The sequence below is a fragment of the Levilactobacillus suantsaii genome, from assembly GCF_004115745.1.
GTDB classification, from domain to species: domain Bacteria; phylum Bacillota; class Bacilli; order Lactobacillales; family Lactobacillaceae; genus Levilactobacillus; species Levilactobacillus suantsaii.
In genome coordinates this window covers 98,480-115,837 of the sequence record NZ_QXIL01000001.1, presented here as the reverse complement: position 1 = coordinate 115,837, position 17,358 = coordinate 98,480, and the positions used below count along the sequence as shown (strand labels likewise).

General features: G+C 51.8%; 15 protein-coding genes and 2 tRNA genes. 15 read left to right on the top strand and 2 right to left on the bottom strand.

The window, feature by feature from the left end:
- The first annotated feature begins 6 nt into the window (after positions 1-6).
- Positions 7-1,350: a PFL family protein gene (locus tag DXH47_RS00515; protein ID WP_129031138.1), complete on the top strand. Its 1,344-nt coding sequence runs from the start codon at positions 7-9 to the stop codon at positions 1,348-1,350.
- 70 nt (positions 1,351-1,420) lie between these two features.
- On the opposite strand, the gene clpP is transcribed toward DXH47_RS00515, so the two are convergent.
- Complete coding sequence (clpP, locus tag DXH47_RS00510) at positions 1,421-2,017, bottom strand: ATP-dependent Clp endopeptidase proteolytic subunit ClpP (protein WP_129031137.1); 597 nt, start codon at positions 2,015-2,017, stop codon at positions 1,421-1,423.
- A gap of 300 nt (positions 2,018-2,317) precedes the next feature.
- Here clpP and DXH47_RS00505 point away from each other — a divergent pair, with 300 nt between their 5' ends.
- From DXH47_RS00505 to DXH47_RS00495, 3 genes are all read left to right on the top strand, one after another.
- Positions 2,318-2,779, top strand: a complete 462-nt coding sequence (locus DXH47_RS00505) for a LytTR family DNA-binding domain-containing protein (protein WP_129031136.1) — start codon at positions 2,318-2,320, stop codon at positions 2,777-2,779.
- The gene (locus DXH47_RS00500; protein ID WP_129031135.1) at positions 2,776-3,504 is read left to right on the top strand and encodes a LiaF transmembrane domain-containing protein; all 729 of its coding nucleotides are present in this window, start codon (positions 2,776-2,778) and stop codon (positions 3,502-3,504) included. The genes DXH47_RS00505 and DXH47_RS00500 overlap by 4 nt, the downstream gene beginning before the upstream one ends.
- A 75-nt stretch (positions 3,505-3,579) precedes the next feature.
- Positions 3,580-3,651 (top strand) — tRNA-Arg (locus tag DXH47_RS00495).
- Positions 3,652-3,742: 91 nt separating this feature from the next.
- On the opposite strand, the gene DXH47_RS00490 is transcribed toward DXH47_RS00495, so the two are convergent.
- Positions 3,743-4,351, bottom strand: coding sequence for an ECF transporter S component (locus tag DXH47_RS00490; RefSeq protein ID WP_129031134.1), 609 nt, complete (start codon positions 4,349-4,351; stop codon positions 3,743-3,745).
- Between the two features lie 251 nt (positions 4,352-4,602).
- Here DXH47_RS00490 and DXH47_RS00485 point away from each other — a divergent pair.
- The 11 genes from DXH47_RS00485 (at position 4,603) to rnr (ending at position 17,354) form a co-directional block, all read left to right on the top strand.
- Positions 4,603-4,674, top strand: a tRNA-Arg gene (locus tag DXH47_RS00485).
- Positions 4,675-4,903: 229 nt separating this feature from the next.
- Positions 4,904-5,932, top strand: coding sequence for a sugar-binding transcriptional regulator (locus DXH47_RS00480; protein WP_129031133.1), 1,029 nt, complete (start codon positions 4,904-4,906; stop codon positions 5,930-5,932).
- Between the two features lie 68 nt (positions 5,933-6,000).
- Positions 6,001-7,011, top strand: a complete 1,011-nt coding sequence (gene gap / locus DXH47_RS00475; RefSeq protein ID WP_129031132.1) for a type I glyceraldehyde-3-phosphate dehydrogenase — start codon at positions 6,001-6,003, stop codon at positions 7,009-7,011.
- Between the two features lie 187 nt (positions 7,012-7,198).
- The gene (locus tag DXH47_RS00470; RefSeq protein ID WP_129031131.1) at positions 7,199-8,401 is read left to right on the top strand and encodes a phosphoglycerate kinase; all 1,203 of its coding nucleotides are present in this window, start codon (positions 7,199-7,201) and stop codon (positions 8,399-8,401) included.
- 133 nt (positions 8,402-8,534) lie between these two features.
- On the top strand, positions 8,535-9,293 hold the full coding sequence (gene tpiA, locus DXH47_RS00465; protein ID WP_129031130.1) for a triose-phosphate isomerase: 759 nt from the start codon (positions 8,535-8,537) through the stop codon (positions 9,291-9,293).
- Between the two features lie 104 nt (positions 9,294-9,397).
- Entirely contained in the window at positions 9,398-10,717 is a 1,320-nt protein-coding gene (gene eno / locus DXH47_RS00460) for a phosphopyruvate hydratase (protein ID WP_129031129.1), read from the top strand.
- Positions 10,718-10,859: 142 nt separating this feature from the next.
- Positions 10,860-12,131, top strand: coding sequence for a hypothetical protein (locus DXH47_RS00455; protein ID WP_129031128.1), 1,272 nt, complete (start codon positions 10,860-10,862; stop codon positions 12,129-12,131).
- A gap of 27 nt (positions 12,132-12,158) precedes the next feature.
- Positions 12,159-13,718, top strand: coding sequence for a ClC family H(+)/Cl(-) exchange transporter (locus tag DXH47_RS00450; RefSeq protein WP_129031127.1), 1,560 nt, complete (start codon positions 12,159-12,161; stop codon positions 13,716-13,718).
- A gap of 86 nt (positions 13,719-13,804) precedes the next feature.
- Complete coding sequence (gene secG, locus DXH47_RS00445; protein ID WP_129031126.1) at positions 13,805-14,041, top strand: preprotein translocase subunit SecG; 237 nt, start codon at positions 13,805-13,807, stop codon at positions 14,039-14,041.
- A gap of 120 nt (positions 14,042-14,161) precedes the next feature.
- Positions 14,162-14,911, top strand: a complete 750-nt coding sequence (locus DXH47_RS00440; RefSeq protein ID WP_129031125.1) for an alpha/beta hydrolase — start codon at positions 14,162-14,164, stop codon at positions 14,909-14,911.
- Between the two features lie 13 nt (positions 14,912-14,924).
- The gene (gene rnr, locus DXH47_RS00435; RefSeq protein ID WP_129031124.1) at positions 14,925-17,354 is read left to right on the top strand and encodes a ribonuclease R; all 2,430 of its coding nucleotides are present in this window, start codon (positions 14,925-14,927) and stop codon (positions 17,352-17,354) included.
- Positions 17,355-17,358: the final 4 nt, after the last annotated feature.

Genomic DNA, 17,358 nt, shown 5'->3' with positions numbered 1-17,358 from the left:
GTTCCCATGGAAAGTCGCTCAATTCTCGAAACGATTCAAATGATAGACGAAGAAAACTTAGATATCCGGACTGTGACCATGGGCATCTCGCTGTTTGATTGCATCGATAGTGATGGGGCTAAAGCCCGGCGGAAAATCTACGACAAGATTACCCGCAGTGCGCAAGACCTGGTCAAGGTCGCCGAACAGATTCAAACGGAATACGGTGTGCCCATCATCAACAAGCGTATCGCGGTCACGCCGATAGCCCTGATTGCTGCGGCCAGTGGGGATGCAGATTACGTGGCTTACGCACAGACCATGGAACGAGCCGCAGAAGCTTTGGGCGTAGACTTGATTGGTGGGTTTTCGGCGCTGGTCCAAAAGGGTTATCAAAGCGGGGACCGCAAGTTGATTGCCTCGATCCCCCAAGCTTTAGCCGAGACCAGCCGGGTCTGCAGTTCGGTCAATATCGGGTCCACCAAAGCCGGCATCAACCTCGATGCGGTCGGTGAACTGGGCCACATCGTGAAGCAAACGGCGGCCATCGACCCGGTCAACTGTATGAGCCTGGTGGTCTTTGCCAATGCCGTGGAGGATAATCCCTTCATGGCCGGGGCCTTCCACGGCGTTGGGGAAGCCGACCGAGTCATCAACGTGGGTATTAGTGGCCCGGGCGTGGTCAAACGGGCGCTCGAACAGGTCCGTGGCCAAAGCATTGACGTGGTTTCTGAACAGATTAAGAAGACGGCCTTCAAGGTCACCCGGATGGGCCAATTCGTGGGAACGATTGCGGCGCAACGCTTAGGCGTGCCGTTTGGTATCGTGGACCTATCACTAGCCCCGACGCCCAATGAAGGGGATTCGGTTGCTGAGATCCTCGAGGAGATTGGCCTGGACAGCGTAGGCGCCCCGGGCACTACGGCCGCCTTAGCGTTATTGAACGACGCGGTCAAAAAGGGTGGCGTGATGGCCTGTGAACACGTTGGTGGCCTGTCCGGGGCCTTTATCCCGGTCTCGGAAGACGCCGAAATGATTCGCGCCGTTCGCGCGGGTCGCCTCGGTTTAGAAAAATTGGAAGCCATGACGGCGGTTTGCTCAGTCGGGCTAGACATGATTGCGATTCCTGGTGACACCAGTGCAGCCAGCATTAGTGGCATGATTGCCGACGAGGCCGCTATCGGAATGATCAACAACAAGACCACCGCGGTCCGGGTCATCCCGGCCCCCGGCAAGACGGTCGGTGACGAAGTCGAATTCGGGGGCTTATTTGGCCGCGCGCCGGTCATGCCGGTCAACCCGAGTCAACCCACGGCCTTGATTGCTCGTGGGGGGCATATTCCGGCCCCGATTCACTCGTTTAAAAACTAATCACGAAAAACAAGCACAAAAAAACGTTCCCGTCGCAAGGCGAGAACGTTTTTGTCGCAAGGATTTGAGCTTACTTCTTTTGTTCGGAGCTGTTGGTCATGATGTGATCAATCAACCCGTAATCAACGGCCTCCTGGGCACTTAAGTAGTTGTCCCGTTCGGTATCTTTGTTGATTCGTTCGATTGATTGTCCCGAGTTGTCCGCCAAAATCTGGTTGATCAACTTCCGGGTCTTCAGGATTTCCTTCGCCGCAATCTCAATTTCGGTTTGTTGACCCTGAGCACCACCAGAAGGTTGGTGAATCAGAACTTGGGCGTGAGGTAAAGCAAACCGCTTACCCTTAGTCCCGGATGAGGCCAGAACACTGGCCATCGAAGCGGCCATCCCCAACGTGATGGTTTGCACGTCGGATTGGATGAAGTTCATCGTATCGTAAATTGCCAATCCGGAAGAAACCACGCCACCAGGTGAGTTGATGTAAAGGGAAATATCCTTCGTGGAATCTTGGGCGTCCAAGAAGAGTAATTGCGCAATGATGGCGTTTGCCATGTCATCTTCGACAGGACCGGAAAGCATAATAATCCGGTCTTTCAAAAGTCGTGAATAGATATCATAAGCCCGTTCGCCACGGGATGATTGTTCAATAACCGTTGGTACTAAATTCATGACAAGAAAGCCTCCTTTGAGTAATCGTGTATGGCTAGCAGTTTGCTAACATGGTGCTAGTTTACTGCATTGGTCAGTATAGGTCAAACGATACGCCTTCCCCTACTGCTCCGTGCCATCTAACTATGACTATCATACCAGAATTTGACTAAACGTCACGTATTCTATTGAGAAATGGTCTGGGTACGGTAGCACGTGTGGGGGACCAGTTAGGGCGTTAATACGACCACTGGTGCGCTTAGGATTTACTTTGGACGGAGGCTGTGGTGTACTAAGATTAATCAGAGAGGGGGTGCTACCGTGAAAGTACGACTCGAACAGGATGATCAGTTAACGGAACCGGAAGTCGTGTTACGGGTCCCTAAGGCGCAAACGGCCGCTGTCGCCGACTTGAAACGGCAATTGGCCGCCTTAGATGACCCAACGCAGCAATTAGCGGTGCGCTGGCAGGGGAGCTTGGTTCGGGTTCCGGTGGGCACAATCCTCTTTTGTGAGGCGACGGGGCACCGGGTGATGGTGCATACCGCTCAAGAGACTTACGCCACGCGGGTCCCATTGTATCAACTCGCCGATCAACTGCCCAGTTACTTTTACCGTGGGTCGAAATCGGCGGTGCTCAACCTCCACCAGGTGGCCTCTCTGAGTAAGTCATTGACTGGAAATTTAGTGACGTTTCAACGGTCGCTAAAGCAGTTATACGTGTCCCGGCGCTACTACGGCGAGTTGAAACGGGCATTAGAAGGAAAGGGGTCGGTAACATGACAACCAAACGACGATGGTTTTGGGGGAGTTTCTTCATACTAGGAGCGGTTTTACTGGTCGCCAGCCGCTTGGGGTGGATTTCCGCTCAGTTTGGATTTTGGCAACTCTTAACGGGGATCTTCCTGCTGGCGATTGTGATTTTTAGCGTGGCTCACCGGACAATCAGTGGAACAGTTTTCGGGCTGGCCTTTTTGGCGATTCTTTTCGCTAAGCCCTTAGGTATCACGGCATTAGCGCCCTGGACGATTCTGGGGGTGGCGTTGTTGGTGACAATCGGGCTGTCCTTGATTTTGAACCCGCACAACTATTTTAAAACTAAGTTCTACTCGTACCGGTCGAATCAAAACAATCACTGGAATGGCCAGGCAACGACGGAGCGCATGACCACCGACGAGGCCGAAACCACGGTGCGGGTCAACATGAGCAGTAGTATCCGCTATCTGCAGTCCCAAAACTTCACCCATGCCCGCATCGACGCGCGGCTGGGTAACGTCAAGCTCTATCTGACTGATGTGCGCTTAGCGCCAACGGGAGCGACGATTGACGTGTCAGCCTCGTTGAGTGGGGTCGAGTTGTACCTCCCGAAAGATTGGCCAGTGAAGTTTGCCCTGGCGAATAATCTCGCCGATATCGACGAGAAGGGGCAGCATCTTCCGGGCAACGGCCCAACCGTGGTGATTCAAGGAAATCTCTCACTGTCGGGCTTAGTAATCTATTACGTTTAAAAATTAAAATTAGCCCTTGTAATTCAAACTAGGGTCGAGTATAGTGGTTAGTGTTCTGTTAAGGACATGACCCATGCGCCCGTAGTGTAATGGATCGCACGTAAGATTCCGGTTCTTGAAATGGGGGTTCGATTCCCTCCGGGCGCATCACGTGATCGCAATCCATGGTGGTTGCGATTTTTTTGTGCGTAAAAATCAAAAAGACCCGGTACTCGTCCGGGTCAGTATCGTAAATGGTTTATTTAGTGGGCTTGATGCGGTCCCAATGCAGTCGCAGAGGAGCGGCAATCACCGGTGCTATGATAACGTCTAAAATCAGTTCCGGCACGGCGTTGGTGAGTAAGGAGACCATCAAGACGTACCCTAGCGTTTGGTTACCTTTAGCGCCAAAGGCTTGGGCCACGGCTGGTGTTTGGTAGAAGAAATAGACCAGACCGAGGACTAACAGACTGTTGATGAGGGCGGCTCCAGCGGCGGCTAAGCGCATGGAGTGGTGCATTCGCCAGGTCTGTTTGTCACGGCCCCAACGGTAGAGATACCCGGCCCCAATCCCCATCAGAAGCCGGGGAAGAATCGAGACGAAAGGGTTGACGAAGACCAGTGGGGCGACTGGACTAGACGGCCAGGTGAAAGCCCGAATGAAGGTGATTAATCCCCAGAAGCCACCGATTAAGGCGCCATCTTTGGGGCCAAGTGCGACCCCGGCCACGATGACGGTCAACCCAATCAGGGTCATACTGAACGGACCGAAGGGAATATACCCAATGAATGGAAAAATATTCTGTAACAGGACGATGGCCATTAAGAGGGCATCGATGACTAGGCGGAACGTTTTTTGATGTGACATGGTGGCAAGCTCCTTCTGCAAGCATTACTAATGTTGCCATTATAGCATGCTTTACTGAAAGCGGAAACGCGGCTTGGACCGGGGAAACGTGCTGCTCGTGACGGAAAACTTGGCATGAGGAGCGCTGGCGTGGCAAAACGAGGTGGTAAAATAGAGGTGAAAACGGTTAAAAGGTGGAATTTTAAAAACAGCCTTGTATTTTTATTCAGAATCAGTTATAGTAATTAAGTGTTGTTGAGCACAGCAACTATGCGCCCGTAGTGTAATGGATCGCACGTAAGATTCCGGTTCTTGAAATGGGGGTTCGATTCCCTCCGGGCGCATCGGAAATCAGCAGGTGGCACCGTCGGGGGACGGTGCCTTTTTTTGTGAGTGATTTTGTCCGCGGGAAGCCTAAATTTATAAGGGGAATGGCTTGCCATTTACTGGGATGCGGGCTTATAATGTCACAGTAAGTTAGGTTAGCAAAGGTTGACCGCTATTTTTTTGAGTGGGGTGGGCGCGTTTTTGCCCCCCTGGTCAATTAGTGTCCCACTGGGAGGTAAGGTTTGGATGCAAGACGAATGGCAATGGGTCGAGGCAATTGTTCCCCAGATGGTCGCAAAACTGACGACCCGTTTCCGGGTTCTTCAAGCTGTCGAACGACTGCAACCCGTTGGCCGACGCACCTTAGCCTACCATCTCGCCTGTACTGAACGGACCGTGCGGACGACTACCGATGCCTTGGCCAATCTGGGCTTTATCCAGATGACGGTCAAAGGGATGCAGATCACGCCAGCAGGCCAACGGGTCGTGGCGGGGTTACACCCCGTGATTGATACCTTAGCGGGGCGCCATCAACAGGAGCAGGCCCTAGCCCGGCAGTTGGGGATTGCCCACTGTACGTTAGTTCCGGGCGACAGCTCGCTACCTAGCGGGACGTTGACAGGGTTGGCCCAGGCCACTAAGCGGGTCTTAGCCGACCAGTTGCCGATAGGTGCTAGCACCATTGCCGTCATGGGTGGTCATACCTTGGCTGCGGTGGCGGCAGGACTGACCCCGGCGTTGAGCACCCAACGGCAATTGTTGTTCGTGCCAGCGCGCGGGGGCATCGGTGAAGCCCCTGAGATTCAGGCCAACGCGGTCAGCGCCCAGATGGCGCAACGGACGAACGGGCAGTTTCGGGCGCTCTACGTTCCGGAACAATTGAACACCGCAACTTACAAGTCGTTATTTGCAGAACCGGCTATCCACGACGTGTTGCAATTGATTGCGCACAGTAACGTGGTGATCCACGGGATTGGCGAAGCGTCTGCCATGGCCAAACGGCGAAACATGGCACCGGATGTGGTGGCAGATCTGAACGCGGCACACGCCGTGGGGGAGGCCTTCGGGTACTTCTTCGATGCGGCGGGTCACGTCGTTCGGAAATTTCCACCTATCGGGTTAGACATTGCCGATTTGGCGGCCAAACCGCTGGTCATCGCCGTAGCGGGTGGCTCCGAGAAAGGGGCCGCTATCCAGGCGTACATGCATTTAGCGCCAGCTCAGACTTGGTTGATCACCGACCAAGGAGCTGCTGACTTTGTTTTAAAAAAGTGATACACTTCGTATGTACTGCTTTTTAAAAAAATTATCTTTGTTTGCTTCCTGAAGGAGGAAATCACAGTATGACTGTAAAGATTGGTATTAATGGTTTCGGCCGTATCGGTCGGTTGGCTTTCAAGCGGATTCACGAACTTCAATCATCTGACATTGAAGTTGTCGCAATCAACGATTTGACGACGCCTTCCATGTTGGCTTACTTATTGAAGTATGACTCAACTCATGGCCGTTTCCCTGGTGAAGTTTCATCAACGGAAAAGGGCATCGTCGTTGACGGCAAGGAATACCCTGTATACGCTGAACCAAAGGCTCAAGACATTCCTTGGGTTAAGAACGATGGGGTTGACTACGTCCTCGAATGTACCGGTTTCTACACTTCTAAAGAAAAGTCCCAAGCGCACCTTGATGCTGGCGCTAAGCGGGTTCTGATCTCCGCACCAGCTGGTCCTGTTACGACCGTTGTTCCAGGCGTTAACTTGGATGTCTTGAGCGAAGACGACAAGATCGTTTCCGCTGGTTCTTGCACCACGAACTGCTTGGCACCAATGGCTTACTTCTTGAACAAGGACTTCGGTATCAAGGCTGGTACCATGACTACGATCCACGCCTTCACTTCTACCCAAATGATTTTGGATGGCCCTCGTGGCAAGAAGATGCGGAACAACCGGACTGCCTCAATCAACACCATTCCTCACTCTACTGGTGCTGCTAAGGCGATCGGCTTAGTTGTTCCTGACTTACAAGGTAAGTTACAAGGCCACGCCCAACGGGTTGGTGTTGTTGACGGTTCCTTGACTGAATTAGTTGCCGTTCTGGACAAGAAGGTTACGGCTGACGATGTTAACGAAGCAATGAAGAAGCACACTGAAAACAACGATGCTTTCGGTTACAACGCTGACGAAATTGTTTCCACTGACATCATCGACGACCCTCATGGTTCCGTCTTTGACCCAACTCAAACGGAAATCACCACTGCCGGTGACACCCAATTAGTTAAGACGGTTGCTTGGTACGACAACGAATGGGGCTTCACTTGCAACATGGTTCGTACTTTATTGAAGTTCGCAACGCTTTAATTAAATCTTAACTGACACGGTCACGTGCCAGAAGAAGTTCCGCAGGAATGCGACGAGGGAGGGTATTCCTCGCCGCATTTTTGTTTGGCACCCGGAATTAGAAGAAGTCCTTTGAAATTCGGGTGGAAGTGCTGTATATTGTGAAAGTAATCATTATAAGTCCTAAATTGAAGGAGGATTTTCTAAATTGGCAAAATTAACAGTTTCTGATTTAGAGTTACAGGGCAAAAAAGTCCTCATGCGTGTTGACTTTAACGTCCCGATTAAAGACGGTGTGATCGGTAACGATAACCGAATCGTTGCGGCATTACCAACCATCAAGTACGTCGTCGAACACGGTGGCAAGGCTATCTTGTTGTCCCACTTGGGTCGGGTTAAGACCGAAGATGACAAGCCCGGCTTGTCCATGCGGCCAGTTGCAGAACGCTTGTCCAACTTATTGAACAAGCCGGTCACTTTCGTCCCAACGACGGAAGGTAAGCAACTCGAAGATGCCATCGATGGCTTAAACGACGGCGACGTCTTAGTGATGGAAAACACCCGTTACGAAGACGTGAAGGACGGCAAGTACGTCAAGCGTGAATCTGGTAACGACCCTGAATTAGGGAAGTACTGGGCTTCGTTGGGTGACGTCTTCGTCAACGATGCGTTCGGTACGGCTCACCGTTCCCACGCTTCCAACGTCGGCATTGCTTCCAACATGACTCAAACCGCTGCTGGTTTCTTGATGGAAAAGGAAATCAAGTTCATCGGTGGTGCCGTGGACAACCCTGAACACCCATTCGTTGCCATCTTAGGTGGTGCGAAGGTTTCCGATAAGATCGGGGTTATCGACAACCTGCTGTCTAAGGCTGACAAGGTCTTGATCGGTGGGGGAATGACCTACACCTTCTACGCCGCTAAGGGCATGAAGATTGGGAACTCCTTAGTTGAAAAGGACAAGATCGACTTAGCCAAGGAAATCTTGGATAAGGCCGGCGATAAGTTGGTTCTGCCAGAAGACTCCGTGGTCGCTGAAAAGTTCGATAACGATGCGCCACACAAGACGGTCGAGGGCGATGTGCCGGATGGTTACATGGCCTTAGATATCGGACCAAAGTCCATCAAGACGTTCGAAGACGTTTTAAAGACCGCTAAGACGGTTGTTTGGAACGGCCCAATGGGTGTCTTTGAAATGAGCAACTACGCCGAAGGCACGCTGGAAATCGGTAAGTTCTTAGGAACTTTGAGTGACGCCAAGACGATTGTCGGTGGTGGTGACTCAACTGCTGCCGTACAACAACTCGGTGTAGCTGACAAGCTATCCCACATCTCAACCGGTGGTGGCGCTTCGCTGGAATACCTGGAAGGAAAGACGTTGCCTGGTATCGCGGCAATTTCTGACAAGTAAGGTAACTTCAAAACCGTGGTGGCAGCATCACGGTTTTTTAGTGGCTCGACCTGAAAGGGCTTTTACTGGCAGAATGCTGGGAAGTCCGGTAAGATGTAGAGCATAAGTGATTTTAGGTAAAGGGGCGACAGAGATGCGGATACCACTGATTGCAGGAAACTGGAAAATGAATAAGTCGGTCGCGGAGGCCCGCGCGTTTGTCACGGCGGTCCAGGGAAAACTCCCGGCGCCCGATAAGGTGGAAACGGCGATTGCGGCACCGGCATTGTTCTTGGAGACGATGCTAGAAGCCAACGTCGATCAAGTCTTACGGATTGCGGCGGAGACCTGCTACTATGAAGATGAAGGAGCCTATACGGGGGAAATTAGCCCCAAGGCGTTACGCCAAATAGCGATTCCCTACGTCATCGTGGGCCACTCGGAACGCCGGCGGTACTTCAACGAGACCGATGACGTCATCAACCGGAAGGTCCACGCGGTCTTTCGTAATGGCATGACACCCATCATTTGCTGTGATGAAACCATGGGCCGTCAGAGTTCCGGCGAGAAGATTCATTGGGTGGTCAACCAAGTCAGCGCGGCCCTCAAGGGAGTCCCAGCCGAAGATGCTGCGCGCATGGTCATCGCTTACGAACCCAGCTGGGCGATTGGCAGTGGCTCACGGGCGTCTTCCGACCAGGCCGAAGAAGGCTGCTATCTGATTCGTCAAACCATTGCTGATATTTACTCGGATGATTTGGCCAACGGGGTACGAATCCTATATGGCGGTAGTGTCAAGCCCGACAATATTTCCGGGTTAATGGCCCGGGATAATATCGACGGGGTGCTCGCCGGCGGGTCCAGTTTGCCCGAAGAGTCATTTATTCAGCTCGCAAACTACCAAAATTTGTAAAACTAACAAAATATAATTGAAAGTTCAAAGTTAAACTTATAGAATGAAACGTGGGATGGGTGTTTTGTTCCCGTGAAGTCAAACTTTCATAAGGAGAGAATACAATGTCACTGATTACTGATATTTACGCACGCGAAGTCTTAGACTCTCGTGGTAACCCAACTGTTGAAGTTGAACTCTACACCGAAGCTGGTGCTATGGGCCGGGGGATCGTTCCTTCTGGTGCCTCCACTGGTGAACACGAAGCCGTTGAACTTCGTGATGGCGACAAGAGCCGCTTCATGGGCAAGGGTGTTACCAAGGCCGTTGACAACGTTAACAAGCTGATTGCTAAGGAAATCGTTGGCTACGACGTTACCGACCAACGCGGTATCGACCAAGCCATGATCGACTTGGATGGTACGCCAAACAAGGGCAAGTTAGGTGCCAACGCCATTTTGGGTGTCTCCTTAGCTGCTGCACGGGCTGCTGCTGACGAATTAGAAATGCCGTTATACAACTACTTGGGCGGCTTCAATGGTCATGTTTTGCCAACGCCAATGATGAACGTCATCAACGGTGGGAAGCACGCCAACAACAAGGTCGACTTCCAAGAATTCATGATCATGCCTGTCGGTGCCAAGAGTGTTAAGGAAGCTATTCGGATGGGTTCCGAAACGTTCCACAACTTGAAGTCAATCTTAAACGACGAAGGCTACTCCACCGCCGTTGGTGACGAAGGTGGTTTCGCCCCTGACTTGAAGAACAACGAAGAACCATTCGAAATCTTGGTCAAGGCCATCAAGCAAGCCGGCTACGTTCCTGGTAAGGACGTTGCCATTGCCTTTGACTGTGCCGCTTCCGAATTCTACAACGCTGACACCAAGAAGTACGAACTTAAGGGTGACGGCAAGAGCTACTCTGCTGACGAATTTGTCACCTTGCTGGAAGGTATCGTTGACAAGTACCCAGTTGTTTCCATCGAAGACCCATTGGATGAAAACGAATGGGAAGACTGGCAGATGGCCACGAAGCGCTTAGGCAAGAAGGTCCAAGTTGTCGGTGATGACTTGTTCGTTACCAACACGGACTACTTGGCTAAGGGTATCAAGATGGGCGTTGCCAACTCCATCTTAATCAAGCTGAACCAAATCGGGACTTTGACGGAAACCGTTGAAGCCGTTGAAATGGCTAAGCAAGCTGGTTACACGGCCGTTATCTCTCACCGTTCTGGTGAAACTGAAGACACGACCATCTCTGACTTGGTTGTAGCCTTAAACGCTGGCCAAATCAAGACTGGTTCCATGAGCCGTGGCGAACGGATCGCGAAGTACAACCAATTGATGCGGATCGAAGACAACTTGGGCAAGACGTCCGAATACAAGGGGATTCACTCCTTCTACAACTTGGACGAAGCTGCTCGGGAAGCCATCGTCAACAAGTAATTTTAATTAAATTACGTTCTGATCGCGCTTTTCCCTTTGAGGGGAAGGCGCGATTTTTTGTGGCCCCAATTTTAAAATGACTTTGTTGGAAAAAATGGAGTCATGGTTACCGGACCCTTCCTGTGAAAGGGAGGGATAACCAATGAAGAAATGGCAACAGTTGGCCGTCATCGTGGGGATCACCGTTTTGAGTGGTAGTTGGAGTGGGTCCGTGGGGTGCGCTAAAGCCGCGGAAAATAATAAGCTTAAGGTAACGATACATTACTTGCTTGAATACAAAAACGGAAAGGATACCGAATATTTAAGAAAAGAATTGAAGACCAAACATGATGTTCCTGTTATGGAAAATGAATTGGTTCCAGGACTTGGAGATATCTATGATGGAAAAGGCTATGGTTATAGTCGTGAAAATAACGAGAAAGCACAGTCTTCTCAGGTGGAATACACAGTTACATATAGAGGTAGCAAGGCATCTGGAACTATTTTTTACGTTGATATTAGTCATAAAAATAAAGAAGTAGATCCCAATCAAAAGATATCCTTACAGTGGGTTACAGTCGGAGGGGTTCCAGATTATCAACTGCCTAAAGGATATACTTTTGCGAATAAGGTCGATAGTGAACGAAGAATTACTAAAAAGAAAAATGATATGACGATTTACGTCGTTCCTAAGTCTATACACAGACCAACGGAGCAGCAACCAGCTACCACGCCATCAACTAGTGAGCCAGAATCTTCACAGGTGGTGACATCAGTTCCACAACCACAATCTAAACCAATGGTAATCCCATCAGTAACGCTACCAACGCAGTTGCAACCGTCTTTACAGTCTCACCCAAAGCCGATGGCGCCAACACCGCCAGTAGGCCCAATCCCACCGGTACAATCGAAGCCAGTGACAAGTAAGCTGCCTCAGTCAGAAGTTCAAGAAACTAAACCATTGCGGGTGCAGGTGCGCCCAACACCAGTAAAAAAAGTACCACAGGTGACGCATAAACAACCTGGCGTGGTAAATTGGTTTCTCCCAACACAACCGACTAAAGTATCACTAAAAAGGGCTCAAACTAGGCCAGTAACGTCCCATACGACTTTAACTGAGGACCACCACGACCAGTTGCAAGGCCTTGACTTACCAACGACCGTGGCCCAATTTAAGGACCGACCTGAACGACCCGGACACCGACGTGTTCAAACGCTAAAGCGGACGCAACGGATTGCAGTTGACCGGCAAACGTCTCGCTCTGCAATCAACCACGCCCCTCACGCACGCGTCAAGCTACCGCAAACGGGGGGAGCCAACGCCGACTGGAAGCTTCTCAGGTTGGGGCTTGTTCGGCCTCATTTTGAGTGGCGGTATGATTTTTCGCCGGAAGTTTACGGGCCATCGTTAATTTTGTGCTACACTGGAGCGTAGACAAAATTTAGAGGAGGAACTCGTAGCATGCAACAATCGCAACAGACAACGCACCACGATTTTACCCGGGTCCAGGCTATCTGGTTCGGGATTCTGGTGGGAATCGGCGCCGGCATCGTCGTGAGTGCGTTTCGCTTAAGCATTGAACAACTCCTCAAACTGATGCGGGTCATCTATGGCTGGCTCGGGGGACACCCCATCTGGGTGCTCCCCTGGGCTATTTTGTTGGTCTTAGTGGCCGTATTTGTCGGTCATTTGGTCAAGCAAACCGGCATGATCAAGGGGTCTGGGATACCTCAAATTGAAGGTCAACTGGCGGGAGACTTAGATTATCCTTGGCGGCCAGTTTTGTGGAAGAAATTTGTTGGCGGTATTTTAGGGATTGGTGCGGGCTTATTTCTAGGACGGGAAGGACCATCGATTCAATTAGGTGGTACGGTTGCCCAGGGGCTCGCCGAACGATTGAACTTTAACGGTCGCCGACGTCGGCTAATGATTGCCGGTGGGGCGGCCGCGGGGTTGTCTGCGGCGTTCAACGCCCCAATCGCCTCCACGTTATTCGTCCTGGAAGAGGTTTATCATAGCTTTTCGACGTTGGTTTGGATCACGTCGCTGACCAGTGCCGTGGTCGCCGATTTCGTATCGAGCGAGGTCTTCGGCCTGACACCGGTCTTACACATTGCCTATCAACGGGCGCTTCCGTTGAAGTATTATGGCTTATTACTTATTTTGGGCGTTGGCTTGGGCCTGCTGGGCTACGTGTACCAGCAGGGGACGTTGCGCGGGGGCAAGGTCTATGCCAAGCTAACCTGGTTACCAGCCCACCTCAACGGGATTGTGCCCTTCCTGTTAGTGATTCCCATCGGATTGTTCTGGCCGGAATCACTGGGTGGCGGTAACCAAATGATTGTGGATTTCGCCCAGACCACACCGTTATTAGTCCCCCTAATTGGGTACTTCGTTTTACGATTAGTCTTTTCCATGATTAGTTATAGTTCGGGACTCCCGGGCGGTATTTTTTTACCCATCTTAACGTTAGGGGCGTTGCTTGGTGCCATCGGGGCGCAAAGCTTCGTGGCTTTGGGGTGGTTGCCTGCCGGTTTTATCGCAAACTTTATTATCTACGCGATGGCGGGGTACTTCGCCGGAATCTCCAAGGCGCCATTCACGGCGATTTTACTGATTACCGAAATGGTCGAGAGCCTGCAACATCTCTTGCCACTGGCGGTAGTGGCTATCGTGGCCTACATCACCGTCGATCTCTTGGGTGGTGCCCCCATCTACGAAGCATTATTGGAACAAATGGTGACGCCAGCTGACCCAGACGCGCACGGTTTGTCGGATAGAGTGGAGTACCCCATTGGGGAAGATTCTGCACTGGTCGAATGCCAAGTACGGGATCTGAAATGGCCTTTGGGGTCGTTACTGGTGGGTGTCCAACGCGGGGAACGCCAGGTGATTCCTCATGGCGACACGTTGATCCGGTCGGGGGATACCCTGATTATTTTGACTTATCAGCATAATCGGGCGTACGTGCGCCAACAGATGCGTCGCATGGATCACCCAGCCGGGTATTTACCCGAATGAAAGGGCTAGGGCTGGTAAAAAGCGGCCGATTATGATAGATTAAGGGGAGTATAGTTAGACCTATTCGGTAGGTAGGAGGCAAATTTGTGTATAATTTTTTAATGACCTGTATTTTAATTGTCAGTGTTTTAATTATCATTGCGGTTATGATGCAGCCTGCTAAGACGAATGATGCGTTATCCGCCCTCTCCGGGGGTGCCGATGACCTCTTCTCCAAGCAAAAGCCGCGAGGGTTTGAAGCCTTTATGCAAAAGGTGACGGTCGTCTTAGGTCTCGTCTTTTTCGCATTGGCACTGGCTTTAGTATATCTATCTTCACACTAGAGATTTAAGCCTCCTGTCCGGTTTATTAACAGGGGGCTTTTTAGTTAAATCTGTCTGGTCGCTTTTAAAGACCGGCAGCGGTCTGAATCAATCTTCGATAGTGGAAAGCGGTGGTTTGACATGATTCGAAAACCAACCCCGCTCTTTTTTGAGCAGGGTCCTCACGCAGTAATTTTATTACACGCTTATTCGGGTAGCTCTAACGACATGCGCTTGCTAGCCCGGAAACTAGAAAGTAAACAATATACCGTTCTCGCGCCAATCTTTACCGGTCATGCCACGGGGGATCCCGTTGATATTTTACGGGACGGTTCCCCGCAGAAATGGTGGCAAGACACACAAGCGGCAATTGCGTTCTTACGAGAACGGGGGTACCAGAAAATCGCCATCTTTGGGTTGTCTTTAGGGGGGCTCTTTGCCACCCGCGCCTTACTAGAAGACCCGCAATTGGTGGGGGGCGGCACGTTCGCGTCACCGGTCATCTTCCGGGGACAGACACACGTGCCGACGACCTTCATCGAGATGGCGCGTGCCACCTACCGGGCGCAGAACATTCTGGGACCAGCCCAAGAACAAAAGGTGGCGTGGCTCAAAGACCACTTGACAGCCCAATTAACGGCCATTCAGGCCTTTGCGGATACCACAGCCACCCGTTTGCGAGATATTCAGCAACCCGTGTTCATTGCTCAGGGAACGGCGGATCAGATGATTGATCCGCGTTCGGGGCAGTGGCTCGCGGACGCTTATCCCGCGTCTCAAGTTGATTATCACGAGTATGCCGGTGCGGGTCACGTGCTGACCGTTAATTCGGCCCACCACGCGCTCGAAACGGATCTCTTAGCGTTTTTACACCCAATCTTTGAAAAATAACGAGGAATTTATAGTGCAAGATAATTTAAAAACAGATATTACAGCATTCTTCCGCGCACACGCGGATCAGACATACACCGTTGAGGGCATTTCGGATGCCCTGCATTACCACGGTTCGGCAGCCTTTAAGCTTATCGTCCAAGAGCTCGCGCAGCTCGAACGCGATGGCTTAGTTCAGGTGACGGACCGGGGCCATTTTCAGTTGGACCCCAGTCAAAAGATTTTAACCGGGATTTTTCACGGTAACGACAAGGGCTTTGGCTTCGTGGCGTACGACGAAAACAAGGTCGAACCCGACGCCTATATTGCGCCCGATAACACCATGCGCGCTTTAAACGGCGACACGGTCAACATCGAGTTGATTCGCGCCGGCGATCCCCGGACGGGCAAGGGCCCCGAAGGTAAGGTCGTGGAGATCGTGGAACGGCATTACGAACAGGTCGTGGGAGAATTCCTCCAGACCGACGACGATGCCGGCTACGTGGGTCAAGTGAGTTTGACGGACAAGAAGTTATTGAAGTACAAGTTCTATGTGACCGATGTTGGCTTGAAGCCGACGCCGGGCGAAGTGGTCACGGCCGAAATCACGGAATACCCGAACGACGCTCATCCGGACGCCATGGTTGGGATTGCCAAGCAGGTCATCGGGAGTGTCGATGATCCCGGTATCGATATTTTACAGATTGTGTACCAACACAACATCCCCGCGGACTTCCCGGAGGACGTTTTACAGGCCGCCGATGATATTCCGGACCACGTCTTGCCCGAGGAAATGACCGGCCGTGAAGACGTCACGAACCAGAACCTGGTCACCATCGATGGCGAGTCCTCCAAGGACTTGGACGATGCCGTGACTGCTTGGCAGTTACCCAACGGAAACTACCATTTAGGGGTCCACATCGCCGACGTGTCCCATTACGTCACGCCAGGGTCGTTGATTGATAAGGAAGCCTATAAACGGGGCACTTCCGTTTACCTGACTGACCGGGTCATTCCAATGTTACCGCGGCGCCTGTCAAACGGCATCTGCTCGTTGAACGAAGGCGAGTTGCGGTTATGCATGAGCTGTGAAATGGAAATCGACCATGACGGGAACGTGGTCAAGCACCGCATTCACCCGTCCGTGATGCGCTCTAAGGCACGGATGACCTACACGGCCGTTAACCAAATCTTGGAAGCCCACGATGAGGTCACCATGGATCGGTACAAGGACTTAGTGCCGATGTTTGAAACGATGGGTGATTTACACCGTATCTTACTCAAGCACCGGAAGAACCGGGGCGCCATTGACTTTGATGATCGCGAAGCCGAAATCATCGTGGACGACAAGGGCCACGCGATTGACGTGAAGTTACGGACTCGAGGTTTAGCTGAACGGATGATTGAATCCTTCATGCTGGCTGCTAACGAAACGGTTGCGGAACACTACTTCCGCGCCAAGGTCCCGTTCTTATATCGGGTCCACGAAACGCCAGATGGCGACCGGGTACGTAGCTTCTTCGAATTCTTAACGGCCTTTGGGATTAACGTCAAGGGTGACCCGAACCACTTGCGGCCAAAGATGATGCAAGGCGTCTTGAAGCAAGTCGCTGGTAAGCCAGAAGAGGCCATGGTCTCGGTCATGATGTTACGGAGCTTGAAGCAGGCCCGGTACAGTGACCAGTCCTTAGGTCACTTTGGCTTGGGTGCACAGTTCTACACTCACTTTACCTCCCCAATTCGGCGGTACCCTGATACCATGGTGCACCGGATGATTCACTACTACGCAGATCACGGGATCAACGCGGCTTCGAAGGAACAATTTGCCCCCGTTCTGGAAGAAATCGGGACGCATACGTCCGAGATGGAACGCCGGGCCGTCGATGCCGAACGCGACACCAACGATATGAAGATGGCCGAATACATGGCCGACCACGTGGGCGAAGAATTCGACGCCGTGGTCAGCTCCGTGATGAAGTTTGGGATGTTCGTTGAACTGCCAAACACTATCGAAGGCCTGATCCACATCAGTCGGATGAAGGACGATTACTACGAATACGTGGAAAAGTACTTGGCCTTAGTCGGCCGTAACACGCGGCGGACGTACCGGATTGGCCAACCAATTCGGGTCAAGGTCATTCACGTTGATAAGGAACAAAGTGAAATCGACTTCGAATTGTTGAATCCGGAAAAGGCGCCGGTCAGTGACTTGTTGCCGCACCGGGAACATCGCTCCCGTGGGGGTCGTTTCGGCAATAACCGGAACAACAACCAGCACGGTAACGGTGGCCGTAATGGAAACGGCAATAACCGCAACCATCGTAATGGCAACCGCAACCGGAATAACCCGCACCGGTCCAACACCACGAACCGGTCGACGGAACACCGTAACCAGAATGGCAACCGTAACCGGAACCACCAGAGCGGCCAACACCGTTCCGCCAACCGCGGGAGTCAACATTAAGCGA